11 protein-coding genes are annotated in these 18,962 nt (G+C 67.7%); 2 read left to right on the top strand and 9 right to left on the bottom strand.

Annotated features, from left to right (window positions below; genetic code table 11):
* Positions 1-26: 26 nt before the first annotated feature.
* The 8 genes from GII31_RS22390 to GII31_RS22355 all read right to left on the bottom strand — a co-directional run bounded on the left by GII31_RS22390 (position 27) and on the right by GII31_RS22355 (position 13,711).
* On the bottom strand, positions 27-1,178 hold the full coding sequence (locus GII31_RS22390) for an N-acetylmuramoyl-L-alanine amidase (protein WP_213245629.1): 1,152 nt from the start codon (positions 1,176-1,178) through the stop codon (positions 27-29).
* A gap of 239 nt (positions 1,179-1,417) precedes the next feature.
* Positions 1,418-1,750, bottom strand: a complete 333-nt coding sequence (gene trxA / locus GII31_RS22385) for a thioredoxin (protein WP_213245627.1) — start codon at positions 1,748-1,750, stop codon at positions 1,418-1,420.
* Between the two features lie 43 nt (positions 1,751-1,793).
* Positions 1,794-2,786 (bottom strand): thioredoxin-disulfide reductase, encoded by a 993-nt coding sequence (trxB, locus tag GII31_RS22380; protein ID WP_213245625.1) that lies wholly within the window; start codon positions 2,784-2,786, stop codon positions 1,794-1,796.
* 214 nt (positions 2,787-3,000) lie between these two features.
* Complete coding sequence (locus GII31_RS22375) at positions 3,001-3,783, bottom strand: hypothetical protein (RefSeq protein ID WP_213245623.1); 783 nt, start codon at positions 3,781-3,783, stop codon at positions 3,001-3,003.
* Between the two features lie 61 nt (positions 3,784-3,844).
* A complete protein-coding gene (gene sigM / locus GII31_RS22370) occupies positions 3,845-4,438 on the bottom strand; it encodes an RNA polymerase sigma factor SigM (protein WP_213245621.1) in 594 nt (197 codons plus the stop codon).
* A gap of 447 nt (positions 4,439-4,885) precedes the next feature.
* Positions 4,886-8,848, bottom strand: coding sequence for a murein biosynthesis integral membrane protein MurJ (gene murJ / locus GII31_RS22365; protein WP_407649861.1), 3,963 nt, complete (start codon positions 8,846-8,848; stop codon positions 4,886-4,888).
* A gap of 512 nt (positions 8,849-9,360) precedes the next feature.
* The gene (locus tag GII31_RS22360; RefSeq protein WP_260840205.1) at positions 9,361-12,474 is read right to left on the bottom strand and encodes a hypothetical protein; all 3,114 of its coding nucleotides are present in this window, start codon (positions 12,472-12,474) and stop codon (positions 9,361-9,363) included.
* A complete protein-coding gene (locus GII31_RS22355) occupies positions 12,467-13,711 on the bottom strand; it encodes an NUDIX hydrolase (RefSeq protein ID WP_246222016.1) in 1,245 nt (414 codons plus the stop codon). The genes GII31_RS22360 and GII31_RS22355 overlap by 8 nt, the downstream gene beginning before the upstream one ends.
* Before the next feature lie 991 nt (positions 13,712-14,702).
* Between GII31_RS22355 and GII31_RS22350 the strand changes: the two genes are divergently transcribed.
* Together GII31_RS22350 and gdhA are read left to right on the top strand one after the other, a co-directional pair.
* Complete coding sequence (locus GII31_RS22350) at positions 14,703-16,184, top strand: CCA tRNA nucleotidyltransferase (RefSeq protein ID WP_213245617.1); 1,482 nt, start codon at positions 14,703-14,705, stop codon at positions 16,182-16,184.
* A 122-nt stretch (positions 16,185-16,306) separates the two neighbouring features.
* Positions 16,307-17,647, top strand: coding sequence for an NADP-specific glutamate dehydrogenase (gene gdhA / locus GII31_RS22345; protein ID WP_213245615.1), 1,341 nt, complete (start codon positions 16,307-16,309; stop codon positions 17,645-17,647).
* Positions 17,648-17,835: 188 nt separating this feature from the next.
* On the opposite strand, the gene GII31_RS22340 is transcribed toward gdhA, so the two are convergent.
* Positions 17,836-18,912 (bottom strand): 2,3-butanediol dehydrogenase, encoded by a 1,077-nt coding sequence (locus tag GII31_RS22340; protein ID WP_213245613.1) that lies wholly within the window; start codon positions 18,910-18,912, stop codon positions 17,836-17,838.
* Positions 18,913-18,962: the final 50 nt, after the last annotated feature.

The following is an 18,962-nucleotide window of genomic DNA, read 5'->3' as shown; positions in this document are numbered from 1 at the left end:
ACTGGGCTATCAGGACAACTGGGCTATCAGTAGTTGGTGCCTTCTGCGGCGAGAAGATCGGCGAAGGTGTACGTTCCGGTCGGCTGATCATTCTCACCGAGCAGGTAGACGCGCTTGACCGCCACCAGAATCGCTTCGGCGATGGTGTCACGCGTCTGCGGATCATTCAGCAGTGCGGCGTCGGCGCTGTTGGTGATATAGCCGACGTCGATCAATGCGACGGGCATTTTGGTCAGTCGCAGGATATCCCAGGTGCGTTCGTGGGTCCGGCAGTCCAAGAGGTTTGTGCGAGCCGCGATTTCACGTTGAATGAATTGCGCGAGTTCGCGGCCGATCGTGGAGAAGGATCCGTGGGAATTGCCGAAATAAAAGGTGGTGACTCCGTGGGCGCGTTCATTCGGATAATGCGCACAACGTAAAGAAATGGTCAGATCAACGCCAACCTGATTGGCCACTCGGGCCCGGTCGTCGTCGGTGGGTATGCTGTGACCGTCGTGTGACAGGAACGTCTCCATACCGGCGGCCGACATCCGGCGCTCGAGGCGTGAGGCCAGGTCCCACAAGATCTGCGATTCGAAATCGGCCATCACACCGGCGGAGAATTCGTGCGCTCCCCCGGAACCGGGATCGATGAGCACACGCTTTCCGGCCAGTTGTGGGCCCGAACGGCGAACATGCTCCTCCTGCCGGATCGCGTACGGTGATCCGCCGGTGACCCGGATCCCGAGACGTTCGAGCGAACGCAGTGTCGACGGCCCGCAGATCCCGTCCGAGGCCAGACCGTACTCGCTCTGGTAGAGGCAGACCGCGTTGTGGGTGCTCTCGCCGAACGTGCCGTCGACGAGCCCCGTGTAGTAGCCCAGGTTCTGTAGCCGGGACTGCAGGGTGGCCACATCGTCGCCGGCCATCGGCGCGGACAGCCGGTACAGCAGGATACGGGCGCCGAGCTGATACGACGATTCGCGCAATGCCCGGTAGGTGGCGGGTCCGACGATGCCGTCGACGATCAGGCCGCGCTCTTGCTGAAATGCGCGCACCGCACGGTCACAGGCGTCATCGAACACGGCAGCGTTCGGATCACTGGCAGTCGGCGCGCCGGGGAGCAGACCTCGGCCTGAGAGGATCGTCCTGATTTCGGAAACAACCGAGCCCTCATCACCAAGCCGGTAGATCCGCATCGAGCGCTCCTTGCTGCCGTCTCGGCCCCACCTTCGTGCGCAGCTCACACATATGCGTGAGACCGTGGGCCAACCTGCATTATCTCAGTTCGCGACGGCGTCGCCAATTCTAGCAGCGGCCGAATGCCCACCGGGTCGTCGCCGACGTCGATCAGCCGATGACCTGGGTCACGATGTGCGACCTGGGTCACGATTGAGTGAACGAGAACTCGACCCGGTGAGGATTCAGCATGTGCGGATCAGGACCCGACGACCCCGTCCAGTTCGCGAAGCAGAGCGGCCTTGCCCTTGGCGCCGACGATCGTCTTGGCCGGCTTGCCGTCCTGGAACAGGATCATGGTCGGAATCGACATGATCTGGAAGTCGCGTGCGGTGGCCGGGCTGGCATCGACATCGAGCTTGGCGATGGTCAGCTTGTCGGCGTGATCGCCGGCGATCTCTTCGAGGATCGGCGCCACCATCTTGCACGGGCCGCACCAGGTGGCCCAGAAATCCACCAGGACGGGCTTGTCGGACTGCAGGACCTCGGCGGCGAAGGTGTCGTCGGTGACAGTGATCGTGTTGGCGCCCACGGGGCTCTCCTTGCGTTGTTGGGGTGGGAAAATCAGTGGTTGTTCACGCGCTGACGGCCGCGGCCGCAACTGGGTCGGTGTCGTCGACGGCGATCGGCTGATCGGCGAGCCAGCGTTCGGCGTCGATGGCGGCCGCGCACCCGCTGCCGGCGGCGGTGATGGCCTGCCGGTAGGTGTGATCGACGAGGTCGCCGCAGGCGAAGACGCCGGGCACCGAGGTGTAGGTGCTGCGGCCCTGTACCGACACGTATCCCTCGTCGTCGAGATCGACCTGACCGCGGACGAGTTCGCTGCGCGGGTCGTGACCGATGGCGACGAACATGCCGGTCACGTCCAGGGTGCTGGTCTCACCGGTGACGGTGTCGACGAGTTCGAGCCCGGTGACGGAGGTGTCGCCGAGGACCTTGCCGACGGTGGCGTTGGTGACGAACCGGATCTTCTCGTTGGCGCGGGCGCGTTCGAGCATGATCTTGGAGGAGCGGAACTCCTCCCGTCGGTGGATAAGTGTGACGCTCCGCGCGAACTTGGTGAGGAACGTGGCCTCCTCCATTGCCGAGTCGCCGCCGCCGATCACTGCGATGTCCTGATCCTTGAAGAAGAACCCGTCGCAGGTGGCGCAGGCGGACACGCCGCGGCCGAGGAGTTCCTGCTCGCCGGGGACGCCCAGGTAGCGGGCGGCGGCACCCATCGCGAGGATCACCGAGCGCGCGCGGTGCACCTCACCGAAGACCTCGACCTCCTTGATGGGGCCGTCCAGTCGCAGGGTGTCGACGTCCTCCATGCGCAGGTCGGCGTTGAAGCGCAGCGCCTGCTCGCGCATCTGATCCATCAGATCCGGACCCTGGATGCCTCCGCGGAAGCCCGGGTAGTTCTCCACCTCGGTGGTGGTCATCAGCGCACCACCGAACTGGGTGCCTTCGAACAGCACCGGCGAGAGCTCGGCGCGCGCCGCGTAGACGGCGGCCGTGTACCCGGCGGGTCCGGACCCGACGATGATCACGTCGTGGATCGGGTCGGTGCGTTCGGTTTCTGTCATCTGTTCCTCCGTGCTGTGGCGTGCGGCCCGGTTGCGTATGTCCGGCAGTGAATGCCCGGTCCTGTCTGTGTACGGGATTGTCTGTGATGGCACTTACCACTGGGACGGCCAAGTACCCACCGATCCGGCTCGTACAACACCCGGCTCGTACAACACAAGGTTATGCGGTGATGTTCCCCGCCGCTGTCGTGCGTGGCCGACAGGCGGTGTGCGCTCAGCCGCCGATCGTAGTCTCGGTGATGGTCGACGGGTTGCCGGGGCCGCAGTCGGAGCCTACGACCAAGGCGGTGAATCGGCCGGCTGTGCCGGTGGTGACGAGGATGACCACGGCGTCGCGGCCGCGCAGGCGCACCGGGGCAGATCCGGCGATCGGGGTGTCCTCGGCGATGCCGTTGGCCCGGGTGCATCCGCGCAGTTCGGCGTTGGTGCCGAAGGCGGGTGTAGGGGAACCGAGTGCGGTCAGCAGCACACTCCGTTCGGCGGGGGTCACGGCGAAAGCGGCGGTGTCGGGTGGAGTACCGGGATCGGGGTCGGTGGAATCGGAGCCGAGCGGGCCGACCACGACACCTGCGACCATGACACCGCCGACCATGACACCGCCGACGACGACTGCGGCGACCGCCGCGGCGGTGACGAACCGGCCACGGGAGAAACGTTCGCGTGGACGTTGTTTGCGTGGACGTCGGCGGTGTGTGGCCGGGTCGGTGGCGCCGGGCCGGGTCGCGGTCCGGGCCCGGTGCGATGCGTCCCGCCGCTCGGATGCGCCCGGTCGGTCCGACAAGAGGGCGGCCAGGGTGGCGCGGGAACGGGCGAGCACCTCGGCGGGCGCGGCTTCGGGTTGCGGCGCCCATCTCCCCAGATCGGCTGTCGTGCGGTCGAGCGCGGCCAGGACGGTGCGGGCATCGTCGTCGAGGTGGGCGCGGATGTGCGCCGCGGTGCCCTCGTCGAGGGCACCCGCGTGCAGATCGGCGAGAACCCCGACCGGATACGGGGGCATCGGGTGCGGGTCCTTCGGGTGCCGGCCTTTCGGGTGCGGGGCCGGGGGCCGGCGGTTGTCCTCAGGTGGGTTGGGGTGTGCGTGCATCGGCGATCCCTCCTGCATCCATGTCGGGGTCCACGAGATGTCCGAGCAGGCGGGCCATCCGGGCGCGGGCGCGCGCACTGCGGCTCTTGATGGTGCCGACCGGCAGATCGAGCCGGCGGGCGACCTCGGCGAGGGGACGGCCCTCCACGTCGATTGCGATGATTACCGCCCGCTGGTCGTCGGTGAGCTGATGCAATGCGGCACCGATCGACAGGGATAGGTCGACGCCGGCCATCTGATCGGATGGGTCGGCGAACAGTGCGGTGTCCGCGTCGGGGATCGGGACGATCCGATGAAGCTTGTTGCGCCGCAATCGATCCAATGAACAGTTGACGACGATCCGGTGCAGCCAGGTGCTGGCCGAACCCTCACCGCGAAACTGGCCCGCGTCCTGGTAGGCGCTGATCAGGGCCTCCTGCAAGGCATCTGCCGCGTCGTGTGGATTGCCGCAGGTGCGCAGGGCGACGGCCCACAGATGATTATGGTGGCGCTCGATGAGCGTGGTGAACGCATCGGGATCACCACGCACGTGTGCGGTCAGCAGATTTTCATCCTCGGTAGTGTGCATCCACTCCCCCGTCCCCCGGCGAGCTCCCCTGTGCTCGACTGTGAGCTTAGTGCACTGTCCGCCACCGGAAAGTGTTGGTGCGACCGACCATCCACAGTTGTGGGCAACTCTGTGGATATCTTCGTGCACAAGTACTCCGATGGAAAGTCTCAGCGCCCCTGCCTACCTGGACATAGCCCATCGAATACGTTGCGTCACAAGGTATTCGACTGTCAGAAGGGACTTGCCCGGAAGTGTCTGGATGTGTGTGGACAAACCTGCCTCGCGAGTACCGTGGATCACGGTCGCCTCCGGGCATATGTGGAGATCCGATGACGGTCACGTCAACGACAGGTGTCGGTCGGTGAACAATCGGTCGGTGAACGAGAAAACCCGGCCGCGGTGGCCGGGTCACACAGGTGCACAGGTGGGGGTTCCGCCTGGGTCGTGCCTTGTTCTGGTCGGACGCTATCTGATGGAGATCTGGGAGATCGACACCTGATATCCGCCGTCTCCGGCTGCGGGCAGTGACTTGAGCCATACCATCACATGGCCGGTGGACACCGAACCGTCGATCGGAATGGTCGTCGTCGGCGCACCCACACGCGCGGCGGCGATCTCCTGGGTCTGGGCAAGGGCCGACGGTGCGGCCGAAGACGCCGACCGCACCGACACGTCGAAGCCGGGTGTGGTGGTTCGGACGGTGACCGACGTGACCGGATGCTCGCCGTCCAGCGCGAACATCAGTCCCATACCCGACTTGAGACCGCCGAAATCGGGACGGCCACGGTAGTTGTCGGACTGCCAGGCCGGCGCCGCCCCACTGATCACATTGGGCAGGTTGGCGGCGCTGTCGGCGGGCTGACCGGAGAAATCGACCAGGGCGACCGACCGCAGACCGATCGGTGCGGGTGCAGTGGTGGGCTGTCCCGTCGCCCGGGCATTGTCGGTGGTAGTCGCCGGAGCCGAGGTGGTGGGCAGAATCGAATCGATGTCGGTCGAGTCGTCATCGCCGCCGAAGATGCCGGTGGCCCACGCCACGATCGCCAGCACCATGAACAGAATGGCCAGGCCGAGTCCGATGAGCACCGCGAGGTTGCGCTTGCGCGGATCGGTATCGGGCTTGCGCGGTGTCACCGACACCGGCGGCTGATCCGTGTCGATGGTCGGCAGCAGGTCGGTCTTCAGATCGACGACGGTCGCCTGATCGAGAACCTGCTGCACTGTCGCCGCGGTCCGGATACCACGGTTGCCGTCGAGGGCGCGGGCGGCGACGGCCGAGATCTCGAAGGGAACATCCGCGCGCGCGTCGAGCGGTTCGACGGGGACACCGTTCTTGTCGGGCGCGGCGACATCGAAGCCACCTACCTGTTCGGTGGTGTCGCCGGTGGTGATCACCTTGGACCCGGTGGCGGCGTCGAGCGGCCAGCGGTCGAGCAGCAGCGCGTACAGGACGGCACCCAGACCGCGCACGTCGGAGGCTTTGTCGTCGCCGGCGAGTGTGCCGGGGAACGCCAGCACCGCATTGCCGTCGGAACTGATCCGGATCCGGTCCGGGTGGTCGATGGACAGCGCGCCGCCGGACCGGTGCGCGGCCTCGGCGGCCGCGGCCAGGGCACGCACGGCCCGAGCAGCGCCGATCGGCGACGGACCAGACTTGGCGACCTCGGTGAGCGAGGAACCGGGCACCCATTCGGATACGACGATGCCGCCGGACGAGCCGCGCACCACGTCGAGCACCCGGGCCACTCCGGGCGAGTTGACCTGTCCGAGGCGGAGCGTGCGCGCGAGTACCGCCTGCGGTCCGGTGTCGGACGGTTTGACCTGCGCGCCGCGCGCGGGCGGCGGCGTCAGCTGGTCGGCGTCGACGAAGGTCAGCGCGACCTCACGGTCGAGGTTGGTGTCTCTGGCCCGCCAGAATTGCAGACCGCGCGCACCGCCATGGCCGTCGAGCAGCCGGTAGCGGCCGCCGGCGACCGCGGCGCCGGCGATCAGCCGCGGTCCGCGGGCCACCGGTTCGGGGGCAGGCGGTGGTCCGTCGGGCGCACCGGAGCCGGTCAGGTCGACGGCCCTGGTGGCGGCGCCGGAGATCCCCCCGGCCTCGGCCGCCGCCGGTTGGGGTGGGACGGGCGCTGCGGCGTCCGTGGACAACGTCTCGGGCACGATCGGTGCCTGGGTGGCGTTGTTGGTTTCGCTCACGTGCCCGAATCCTCTCCTGCGATATCTCGTGTCGGGGGGCAGAACCATCCGGTTCGCGGCGTACCCACCGTGCATTCCCGCCGCTCCGCCCGAATGCACCGCGTACGACTGCCAGCTCGACGTGCCCCGATCGAACCGGCGCATGATCTGTACCTGTCCAGAGTACGGGAGAGAGTCGTCGTTCCCGACCCGTGGGAATTGCAGCGTGAGCGAGGCCGCATCGTCCTTCGACGGCGGCGTCTTGGGTGCCAGGGCCGGGATGAATCGGCCGAGCAGACGTTGGACGGCGTCGAAGATCGCGACCACGTCGGGCACCTTGAACGCGGCGAGCCCCGAGTACACGATGCCCAGCACCACTACGGCGGTGATCATGAGATACGCCAGCGAGCCGACCTTGCCGTGGCCGCTCGACAGGCCGGCCAGACCCGACGCCTCGGACACCGCCCACACGGCCGCCGCCACCAGTGTCGACGTGACGATCGTCACCACGGTGGTGCGGTACACATCCTTCATCCGGAACGCGCCGAGGCGGCGCCGGAGAAGCTGGTGACCGACGATCGCGCCGACGAGATAGCCCAGCCCGTTCGACAGCGCCAGCCAGCGCACCACCAGGTCCGGATCGTCGAACAGGACCGTGCCCAGATAGGAGGCGACGACCTTGACGCCGGTGATGCCCACCACCATGACCGTCGGTGTCCACGGATCCTCCCGCGCGTAGAACACGCGCAACTGGACCAGCGTCATCGCGTACGGGATGAGGGTGAACGCACCCCAGGAGAGCACCGAACCGAGTTGGTCGGCGTCGTGCTGGGTGTAGTTGCCGAAGTTGAACACCGCGATCGCGATCGTCGGGCCGAAGAACGTCATGAACGCGACAATCGGCACCAGTGAGACCATCGTGAGCCGGGTGGCCAGCGACATGTCGTCGACGACGGCCCCGTGGTCGTGTGCGGCGGCGTTGCGGGAGAGCCGCGGCATGATCGCGGTCAGGATGGTGACGCCCAGAATGCCGTACGGCAACTGCAGCAGCTGCCAGTGCGTGAAGTAGGCGCTGATGCCGCCCTCGGACGCGGAGGCCGCGATCCGGTAGGTGATCATCATGCCGACCTGCAGCACCAGGACGTAGCCGATGATCGCCACGGCCATGTTGCCGAACTGGCGCAGCCGGGCGTCGATACCCCATTCCAGGCGCAGCTTGACGCCGGCGCGGCGTAGCCACGGCACCAGGATCAACGCCTGCGACACCACGCCCAGCGTGCAACCGATGCCGAGCACCAGCAGCTGAGGATCGGTCATCTTGACCGGGTTGACCGTGATCTCCCCCGGCATCAGCCGGTACACCACCAGCGTGGAGATCTGCACGACGTTGTTGAGCACCGGAGCCCAGGCGCCGGGTTTGAAGTAGCCGCGCATGTTCAGAATCGCGATGAACAGCGCGGTGAGCCCGTAGAACAGGATCTCCGGCAGGAGCAGATAGGCCAGCGCCGTGGCAAGTTGCCGATCGACCTTGCCGTCGCCGACGTTGAGGTATGTCAGCACCGGTGCGGCGATGACGGCCACCACCGTCGCCACCCCCAGCACCGTCACGACCAGCGTGAATATCTTGTTGGTGAATGACTCGCCACCGTCGGGGTCCTCGGCTTCGGCCCTGGCGAGCAGCGGGATCACGATAGCGGTGAGAACGGCACCGAGTACGACCTCGGCGATCATGTTGGGCAGCACGTCGGCCGCCTGGAAGGCCGATGCCAGCGCCGAGCCGAGCATCGACAGGATCAGAACGGTCCGCAGGAAACCGGTGATGCGGCTGAACAGCGTCGCCAGGGCGATCGAACCACCGGTCTTGAGGATCGATGAATCCGAATCCTCGGGCGGCGTGTCGGCCCCGGTCTTGGTCGGGGTGGTCTTGGTCGGGGTGGCGTTGCCCGTGTCGGCGGATGTGCCGGCGGCCCGGGCCTCGTCCACGTCACCCGTCGAGTTCGATTCACGGGCCGATGCCGCGCCCGCGATCAGCGTCTTGGCGCCCGCGCCGACCGCCTGTGGGACGGCCCGGGGCCGGCCCGCAGGCGCGATGTCCGGGTGAACGGTGTCGGTCTGCCGGGCGGATGGTTGCCGGGGTGCGGGCTTCTGGGTTCCGGGTTGCTGCGCCGGCCGGGGCCCGGGCGGGGTTGTGCCGGACCCGGTGGCCGCGGGACGGCGACTGAGGGCGGGGGTGGCGGCTTCGCCGTAGTTCACCGGGCCCCGGGGGCCGCCCGTGCGGGGGGCACCGCCCCGTCCATCGTGTGCCCGTCCATCGTGTGCCCCGGGTGGTGCGCTGTTCGGCGGTGTCGGGGGTTGGCTCTGACGTCCGGCTGGTGCCGACGGTATCTGCACGGGACCGGGTCGCCGGTCGCGGGGCTGTCCGGGATCGGGTGGCAGGTGGTCGGGCAGGCGACGGGTCGGTTGGTCAGGTCCTCGCCCGCGCGGCGCCGGGTCGGGTCGCCGGGCCGGGCCGGGCAACCGGTCCTCGGGCCTGATGGCGCGCTGCGCTCGTGGTTCGGGCCTGCGGACCGGATCGGTTCCGCGCACATCATCCGGCCCGGGCCGTCCTCCCGGGACCTGCCGGCCGTCGTGAGGCTGTCCCGGACCCGGCCGACCCCGGCCTCGCAGCGTCCCGTCATGGCCCGGCCGCCCCTGTGGGGGGGTTCCGGGCTGCTCGCCGGGTGTCCGATCAGGACCACCGGCGGGCGGGGTGGGTCGTTGAGGGGTCACGTGCTGTCTCCACGGTCTTCTGTGGGTGGGTCGCTCGGGGTGGGTGGATGTGTGGGTGGCTGGTCGGGGTTCGGGTTTTCCGCGTCCTCTCGACGGTACTGATCGATACCGCCGTTGTGCTCGGTCGACTCGCGGCGAAACTCATATGTGCTGGCCGCGAGTTGCTTGTCGTGGTCGTCGGCCTCGGGCCGGTCGGCGTCGGCGGGGTCGGGTTCGCCCCGGAAGCGGTGCCACAGGCGTCGGGCGACCAGCGCCACCAGGAGCACCGCGGCCACGATGGTCGCGTAGAACAGTGGTTTGCCGTAGGCGTTGGAGTGCACCGAGATGGTGATCGGTTGTCCGAGGGCGAGGTCGGTCGAGGTGGCCAGACCGATCGACACGGAGGTCGCCTCGGAGGAGTCGGCGTTGGCGGGCAGTTGGATCTGCCGGGTGCCGCGGGCAGGTATCTCCATCACGCCGACATCGCCGATGTTGAGTTCGTCGGGGGCGCTGATCTTCAGCGAAACCCGGATGGGCAGTGCGAGTTCGTTTCGGATGACCAGCAGGATCGGGCTGCGTTCGGAGGCCAGGGTATATCGTCCGCCGGGGTCGAGCATGGTGACCGATTCACGCATCCGGGTGAGTGTGGAGTTCACGGCCGACACGGATCTGTCCCGGTGGGCGCGGTATGCCTCGCGGTCGGCCGGCGAGTCACGGTCCGGGCTGCGCAGTGCCCGCAGCAGGTCTTCGCGCAGCGGCGCCAGATATCGTTCGGGCGTCGCCTCGACGTCGGCGGAGCGTACGAGCGACGACTGCAGCTGCCATGTCAGGTCGGCGTGGGTGCTGATGGCCGCCGCCTGTGCCAGCGACACCACCCACCAGCCACGGGACAGGGCCGGTTTGCCGGGCGGCGCGTGCAGCCGGGCCGGTCTGCGTGCCGTGTCGAGTTCGGACACCACGGTCTCGAGCCCCTCGGGCGTGGCCACGCCGACGTTGAACAGCACCGTCGCGGTCGAGAGCAGCGCATCGGTGTCGGCCTCGGTGGGTGACCAGTAGGCGGGCGGCACGATGAATTGGCTCCGCCCGCCGACGGGCAGCGGGCTGCTCTGGTCCCCGCCCGTGTGGTCGTTCACCGAGTGCGGCGGGGTGAGGGCGGTGAAGGCCAGCGCCGCGGCTGCCGACTGGCGCCTGCTGACCACTGATTCCCGGCTCAGGTCGACGATCTGCGATCGGGGGGTGAGGGTGGGGGTGGTGGGTGCGGCGCCCAGCGCGGCCAGTGCCGCGGTGACCGGTGCCTCGGTGGTCTGTACACGGATGTCGCCGACCTTGTAACGACCGCCCGGGTCGGCCTCGCGGTCCGGGTCGAGTGTTGCGGTCGTCGACACGGCCTTGGTGATGGTCGCCGACTTGAGGACGGTGGCCCCGGTGCTGTCGAGTGTCCCGATGGCGGGGATGGTGATGCCGCGCACGCTGGTGATTCCGAGTATCGAGTCGACGATGTCGGCGGGGCTGGTCAACGCCGCGGTGGTCAGGCCGACGTTGTCGACGTGGGCGAGTGAGTCAAGGTCGGCTGAGGCGAACGGCAGGGCGACCACGCACGTGTCGGCGGCGAGCTGTTTGAGGTCGGCCAGCCAGCGGGCGGCGACCTCGGTGCCTTCACCCGGTGTGGTCGCCGATGTCGGCGAGGACGGGTCGCGCGAGATGACGTATCCGGTGGACATCACGCGCACGGTGATCAGCAGGTCGGGGTCGACGGCCAGGCAAACACTCGTGCGCAGCGCGGCGTTGGTGTCCGCACCGGCGGGCCGGCCCCGATCGGTCGGTCCGGGGGTCTGGGTGCCCGCCGCTTCTGTCGGTGAGTCCCCTGTCGGTGAGTCCCCTGTCGGTGAGTCCCCTGTCGGTGAGTCCCCTGTCGGTGAGTCCCCTGTCGGTGAGTCCCCTGTCGGTGAGTCCCCTGTCGGTGACGCTTCTGTCGGTGACGTTTCTGACTGTGATGGGATCGTCGACGAGTCGGGCTCCGGCGTCGGCGGGGTGTTCGCGGGCGACTCGGTGGAGTCCTCGCCGTCGGTGAGCAGCCGCGAGCGCAGCGCGTCGAGATTGCGGTAGAGCCGTCCTCCGGGAGCCAGGGAGCCGGCCAGGTCGTCGCTGATGAGCCGAACCGGCTCGGTCCCGCCGCCGAGGGTGCCCGGCGCCAGCTGCGGTGGCGCGGCCAACGGCCACAGCAGCGTCATTCGCGACGGGTTGGCGGTGTCCGCGGGTATTGATCCGTCACGTCGGGGCGCGGGAGAGCCGTCATCGTAGGAGCTGTCGTCTTGGGAACTCTCTGCGGGGGAACTCTCTGCGGGGGAACTCTCTGCGGGGGAACCCTCTGCGGGAGAGGACTCCGTCAGGGACGGGTCGGACTGTGTGGCGCTGTACAGCGCCGCGCGCGCCCGGTCGGACGGCAGTGACAGCACCGGCAGAAGCGTCGACGAGTCGGCGACCCGGGCGGCGGACCCGTAGTCGGGGGTCGCGTTGATGTTGACGATGATCGGGTATACCCCGGCCTCGGAGATCTGCAGCCCGCCGTCCGACAGTGGCAGCGTCAGGGTGAAGCCGGTCTGCCCGCCGGGCTGTAGGGCATCGGCGAACGACCGGAACGGTCCGGCGACGCTGACCGGAACGATGTCGGCGGCGGATGCGGTGCGCAGCCCGGCGGCGTCGGTGATCCGGTCACCTCGTTCCAGACGTGCGGTGACCGTCCGGAGCGGCCGATCCCCGGTATTGCGGATCATGCCGCTCACCGAGACGGTCCCGGGGCCGTCGACGGTGACCATCGTCGGGGTGATGGAGGTGATGTCGACGCGGGCGAATGTGCTCGCGCCGTCGTTGGTCCCGGTTTGGTCGTTGGTCCCGGTTGGATCGCCGCCCGGGTTGTCCGAGTCGGGGGTGTCGGAGTCGGGGACGCCGGAGGTCGTCGGGGTGCCTGATGACGGTGAGCCCGGCTGTTGCGAACTCGGGGTATGGGAATCGGGCACCGCTGAACCGGACGGTTCGGCCTGAGCCGGCGGCGTTGCCAGGACGATGAGCAGCAGTGTCAGGACGGCACCGAGGAGAACCGATGCCCGGCCCATGTCACGGCGCTCAGGCATCGCCTGCTGCGGGACGTCGCGCACGTCTGCGTCGACGCCGCGACCGCGTCGACGGTGTCGGATCGTTGCGGCGCTGATTGCGTGCGGCTGCGGCTTTCTCATATGCGTTGGGTTCGGTGCGGACGCTCTCGGCCTCGGACTTTGCCAGCCGGAACGGATCGGCCGCGAGGTCGGCGATGACGCCGCGGGCCATCCGGGCGAGCCGACGCTCGTCAGAGTACGTGAGCCTGCGTGGAAGTTCGCGCAACGGTACCCACGCCACCTCGCTGACCTCGTAGTCGGCGTCGGACAGTTCACCGCCGATGCTCCGCAGCAGGTAGTGGTGCACAGTTTTGTGGATCCGCCTGCCTTCGCTGACGAACCAGTAGTCGATCTTGCCCAGTGGCGCCATGACGGTGCCGGCGATGCCCGTCTCCTCCGCGACCTCGCGGATCGCGGTCTGTTCGGCTGTCTCGCCGGTCTCGATGTGGCCCTTGGGCAGCGACCACATCATGCGGCCGCGCCGGTCGACGCGGCCGATGAGAACGGCGCACAGCTCGTCGACGGGGCTGCTGAGGCCGCCGGAGATCACCAGGCCGCCCGCGGAGGTCTCCCGAACGGTGCGGAGCTTGCCGGTGCCCTCGTCGTTCGCCGGGTGGGCTGCCGCCTTACGGCGGTTGCGGCCGCCCTTACCCTCCGGTCTTGCCTTGCTCTCCGGTGTTGACCTGCCGCCCTGCGGCGAGTCGGCCGGCCTTTTGATCGGCGTGCCCTGGCCGTCGGCCTGAAGCCTCTTCGTGGTGATCCCGGCGGTCCGGCTCACGAGGTCGGACGGTTTCGTACGTCGGGCTTCCGCAGGTGCGGCGCTCTCCTCCGCCCCGGCGGGTTCGGCGGTCGGCCGGTGACGGCCGGCGTCCTGTGCGCGGAGCTTCTCGAAGGATCCGGGCTTGGCGCGCGGCGCACCGCTGGTCGTACCGTGTTTGGCCGCCGGCACCTGCTGCGCGGGCGTGACCGTCGACTGGACGTGTACCGCCGCCCGCTCGTCGTCGAGGGCGGTTTCGGTGGTGTAGCTGACCGGTCCGGTGCGCCTCGGCATGGACGACGGCGAGGGGCGTCGCGACTTGCGCCGCCGGGGCGCCGCCGGGTCGCGGGCCGGCAACCCGGTCACCTCGGATGCCGGTCTGGATACCGGTCCGCCGTCGGTGGGTGGTGCCTCCCCGTCCTTATTGTCTCCGGGGGGCGTGTCTTTTCCGGAGGGCAAGCCTTCTCCGGAGGGGATGTCGGCGGTCGATTGCGTCCGCTGCGGGACGGTTGACGCGCCGCGGCGGCCGGGCGGCCCGGGTTTGGGTACGCGGCGCGGTTCCGATGCCGGTGGTGTCCCGGCAGATGGGGATCCGTCGGGTCCGGGTCGGGTCGACCCGGGCAGGGTCGTATCCGGCCGGTCCGAATCAGCCGGGGTGGAATCAGGTCGGTCGGGCTGGGAGGAGTTGGCCCGATCGGAGCCGGACCGAGCGCCGTCGGCGGTGGTGGTGGCACCGGTTTCGGGTGACCGACGTCCCCGGCGCCTGCCTCGCCGCGACCGTCGTGACCTGCGGCCGCCCTGACCGCCCGCGTTCTCGTCCGGTCCGGTGTCCGCGTCGCCGTCCTGTCGGGAGGACCCTGATCCCGTGCCGGCCGATCGCGCCGGATTGTCGCCCGCCGGATTGTCACCCAAGGGGTTCCCGGACTGCGGTGGTCCATCTCCTGCCGGTGCGGGTGAGCCCTGCTTCCCGTCGCGGTGACCACCTACGGCGTTGTCGCCGTGGCCGTTGGGAGCCGGTGGGTGCGCATCTGTTGGCGAGGTTGTCGCAGGTCGGCGCGGAGTTTGTGGTGTCAGGGAAGTGGCCGGGGCGATCGCGCCGCCCGCCCGTAGGGCGAGGGTCGCCGGACTCGGCCCGCGACCGACGGTGTCGGCGGGGCCGTCGTGACGGCGGGTAGGCGAATCGGTGGACACGTTCCTGATGCTAGCCGCTGGTCACTGACCGTTTGCCTGGATGGCTCCGGCTGTGGACGGAGAACAAGGTACCCGGCGGTGTTACCTATGTGACACAAGTGACATTTGAGTGGCGCGTTGTGCGATGAAATTGTTTGGCCATCGGGCGTGTCGCGGTCTGATACCGGCGAAACCCGCTGACAAAAGGCCGAAATCCACGGAGAAGAGGCCCAAAACCCTCGGCGAAAAGGCATTGCCGGCACCGGTAGTCTGACCAGACGTGACAGGTCCCGAGCACCCCGCTGCTGAGAATCCCGACACCGAGGAACGCCGTACCCGGCTGCTGGCCGCCGCGGCGGTCTCCTTGCGTGGCTTTTCCGACATTCTCCGGCCGCTCGGCGAACTGTTCACCGGTGCCGGCCACGACCTGTTTCTGGTCGGCGGTTCGGTCCGCGACGCCGTTCTCGGCAGACTGTCCAACGATCTGGACTTCACCACCGACGCGCGGCCCGATGTGGTCATCGCGCTGCTGTCGGGGTGGGCCGACGCGATCTGGGACGCGGGCATCGAGTTCGGCACCGTCAGCGCCCGCAAGGGTGACCTGATCATCGAGATCACCACCTACCGGGCCGAGGCGTACGACCGGGTCGGCCGCAATCCCGTCGTCACCTTCGGCGACACCCTTGACGGCGATCTGGTCCGGCGCGACTTCACCGTGAACGCGATGGCGGTGCGTATCGGTCCCGACGGTGCGCAGGAGTTCTGCGATCCGCTCGAGGGCATGACGGCGCTGCTCGCCGGCGTGATCGACACGCCCGCCACTCCGCAGGAATCGTTCGACGACGATCCGCTGCGGATGTTGCGCGCGGTGCGGTTCGTCTCTCAGTTGGGTTTCCGTCTCGCGCCCCGGGTCGTCGAGGCGATTACCGACATGGCCGGGCAGATCGATCGGATCACCGCCGAACGGGTCCGGGTCGAACTCGACAAGCTCATCTGCGGCGAGTACCCGATCGACGGCCTGGAGATCATGGTCGACACCGGTCTGGCCGACCGTGTCATCCCGGAGCTCCCCGGAATGAAGCTGACCATCGACGAGCACCATCAGCACAAGGACGTCTATCAGCACTCCCTCACGGTGCTGCGCCAGGCGATCGACCTGGAGGAATCCGATCCGGACCCGGTCCTGCGGTGGGCTGCGCTCCTGCACGACATCGGCAAACCGGCCACGCGGCGGCATGAGGCGGGCGGCGGCGTCAGCTTTCACCATCACGAGGTGGTGGGCGCCAAGATGGTGCGCAAGCGTATGCGGGCGCTCAAGTATCCGAAGGTGATGGTCGAGGACGTCGCGACCCTGGTGTTTCTGCATCTGCGGTTCCACGGCTACGGCGACGGGGCCTGGACCGATTCGGCGGTGCGGCGGTATGTCACCGACGCGGGTGAACTGCTCGATCGCCTCAACAAGCTGGTCCGTGCCGACTGCACCACCCGCAACAAGCGACGTGCCCGGCGCCTGCAGGAGAACTACGACGACCTCGAGCGCCGCATCGGCGCGCTCAAGGCCGCAGAGGACCTGGGCCGGGTCCGGCCCGATTTGGACGGCAACGCGATCATGGAACTGCTCGGACTGTCTCCGGGCCGTGAGGTCGGCGAGGCCTGGAAGTATCTCAAGGAGTTGCGGCTGGACCGGGGCCCACTGCCCCGCGAGGAGGCGGAGGCGGCATTGCTGCGGTGGTGGGCCGATCGGGGCAATGTCGGCGACTGACCTACTTCACGTCGGTTCTGTATACATCTGTAATCTTCATGTCACTGCCGTGTAAATACCCGGTAAAGCCTGACCGCTCGTGTGGATCCAGTGCGAGCGAGACGATAGTGAAGGGATCGACGGTGCACGCAAAACTCCACGATTTGTACGATCAGGTGCTGCAACGCAATCCTGGTGAGGCTGAATTCCATCAGGCCGTCACCGAAGTGTTCGACAGCCTCTCCCCCGTTGTCGACAAACACCCGCACTACGCCGACGCCGCGGTGATCACCCGGCTGTGTGAACCCGAACGACAGATCATCTTCCGCGTGCCGTGGATCGACGACGAGGGCCAGATCCACGTCAACCGTGGCTTCCGTGTCGAATTCAACTCGGCACTCGGACCCTACAAGGGAGGACTCCGGTTCCATCCGAGCGTGTACCTCGGTATCGTCAAGTTCCTCGGATTCGAACAGATTTTCAAGAACGCGCTCACCGGGCTGCCGATCGGTGGCGGCAAGGGCGGCTCCGACTTCGACCCCAAGGGCCGCTCGGATGCCGAGGTGATGCGCTTCTGTCAGTCGTTCATGACCGAGTTGTACCGGCATATCGGCGAATACACCGACGTTCCCGCCGGTGACATCGGCGTGGGCGGGCGCGAGATCGGCTATCTGTTCGGGCAGTACAAGCGCATCACCAACCGCTACGAGTCGGGCGTGCTCACCGGCAAGGGTCTGGCCTGGGGTGGATCCCAGGTTCGCACCGAGGCAACGGGTTTCGGTGCTGTCTTCTTCGTCGACGAAATGCTCAAGGCCAAGGGCGATTCGCTCGAGGGCAAGCGCGCGGTGGTGTCCGGCTCGGGCAATGTGGCCACCTACGCCATCGAGAAGATCCACCAGCTCGGTGGCACCGTCGTGGCCTGCTCGGACTCGTCCGGCTATGTCGTCGACGACAAGGGTATCGACCTCGACATCCTCAAGGAGGTCAAGGAGGTCCAGCGCGGGCGCATTGTCGATTACGCGCGCCTGCGCGGCGAGAACGTGAAGTTCGTCGGTGGTGGCAGCATCTGGGATGTGCCCGCCGACATCGCGATTCCGTGCGCCACGCAGAACGAGCTCGGCGGCAAGGATGCCAAGCAACTCATCGACCACGGCTGCACCATCGTCGCCGAGGGCGCCAACATGCCCTGCTCCCCCGATGCCATCCGGTTGTTCACCGACGCCGGTGTGCTGTTCGCACCGGGTAAGGCCGCCAATGCCGGTGGTGTGGCCACGAGTGCTTTGGAGATGCAGCAGAACGCATCTCGTGATTCTTGGAGCTTCGAGCACACCGAGGAGCGCTTGGCCGACATCATGCGCGGCATCCACGACCGCTGTCTGCACACCGCCGACGAGTACGGTGCCCCGGGCAATTATGTGGTCGGTGCCAACATCGCCGGCTTCATCCAGGTCGCGGACGCGATGCTCGCGCTCGGCGTCATCTGAGTCACCGACTCAGCCACTCGCCGGTTGAGGATAGATCATCGGCCGGGCGAGGAGCACCGAAACCTGGTGAGACAGCTTGCATCGTCTCACCAGGTTTCGAATTTTGTCAGGTTTGGAGTTGATCGGTCCACCCCACCGGTACCGTCATCGCGTAGCCCGGCGAAGGGAGAATCCGGTCTCGGCCGGGTCTACAATCCCGAGCCCGACGGGGACACCAGGATTTTCACAGCGGTCTCGTTGCGGTGGATGAGGGTGTCGAAGCCCTCGTCGATGAGGTGGTCGAGGCCGATTCTGCCGGTGATGAACGGTGCCAGGTCCACCTTGCCCTCCTCGACCAGCCTGATGGTGTCGGGGTGGGAGTTGACATAGGCGATGGTGCCCCGCATATCGATCTCCTTGAGTACCAGCTTCTGCATGTCCAGAGTGCCTGGGTATCCCCAAATCGACACCACCACAAGGACTCCCGTAGGCTTGAGCGCGTCGAAGAGGGTATCCAGAGCCGCTTGCACCGACGTGCATTCGAAACCGGCGTCGGCGCCGCGTCCGTCGGTGATGGCGAGGGTCCGGGCCACCACGTCCTGTGTGACGGGATCCAGAATATGGTCTCCCACACCGGTTTCGGCTGCCTTGGCGCGGCGCAACGGGCTCGGTTCGCTGATGATGGTGGTCAGGCCGCGGGCCTTGCAGACCGCCGCGGTGAGCAGACCGATCGGTCCGGCGCCGGTGATCAGAACGGTGTCTCCGGCGATGGCGTCGCTGCGGTCGACGGCGTGATAGCCCACCGATAGCGGCTCGATGAGCGCGGCCTGATCGAGTGGTACGTCGGCCGATATCTTGTGCACCCAACGACGTTTCACGGAGATCTTCTCCCCCAGTCCCCCGCCGCAGCCCCCGAGGCCGATGAAGTTCATGTCCTTGGACAGGTGGTAATCGGTGCTGGTGGGTCCGGTGTCGACATCTTCGTACAGGATGTACGGCTCGACCACCACGTGATCACCGACCGCGAGGTCGTCGACGCCCTCACCCACGGACGACACCACGCCGGACATCTCGTGGCCGAGGGTGACGGGGGCGTCCTCGTGGCTGATGGGGTGCGGGTGCCCGGCGGGTGGGATGAAGATCGGGCCGTCGGCGTACTCGTGCAGGTCGGTGCCGCAGATGCCGCACCAGGCGACGTCGATACCCACCTGACCGGGTCCGACGGCGGGTTCGGGGATGTCTTCGATTCGGATGTCGCCGCGGTCGTAGTAGCGTGCTGCCCGCATGGGAGTGGCTCCGTTCGTGAGGTGCTGGTCCGTGGTCGATAGGTGATATG

The organism is Gordonia pseudamarae (assembly GCF_025273675.1).
Lineage (GTDB): Bacteria > Actinomycetota > Actinomycetes > Mycobacteriales > Mycobacteriaceae > Gordonia > Gordonia pseudamarae.
The sequence above is the reverse complement of the archived record's forward strand: the minus strand, read 5'-3'. Positions and strand labels throughout refer to the sequence as shown.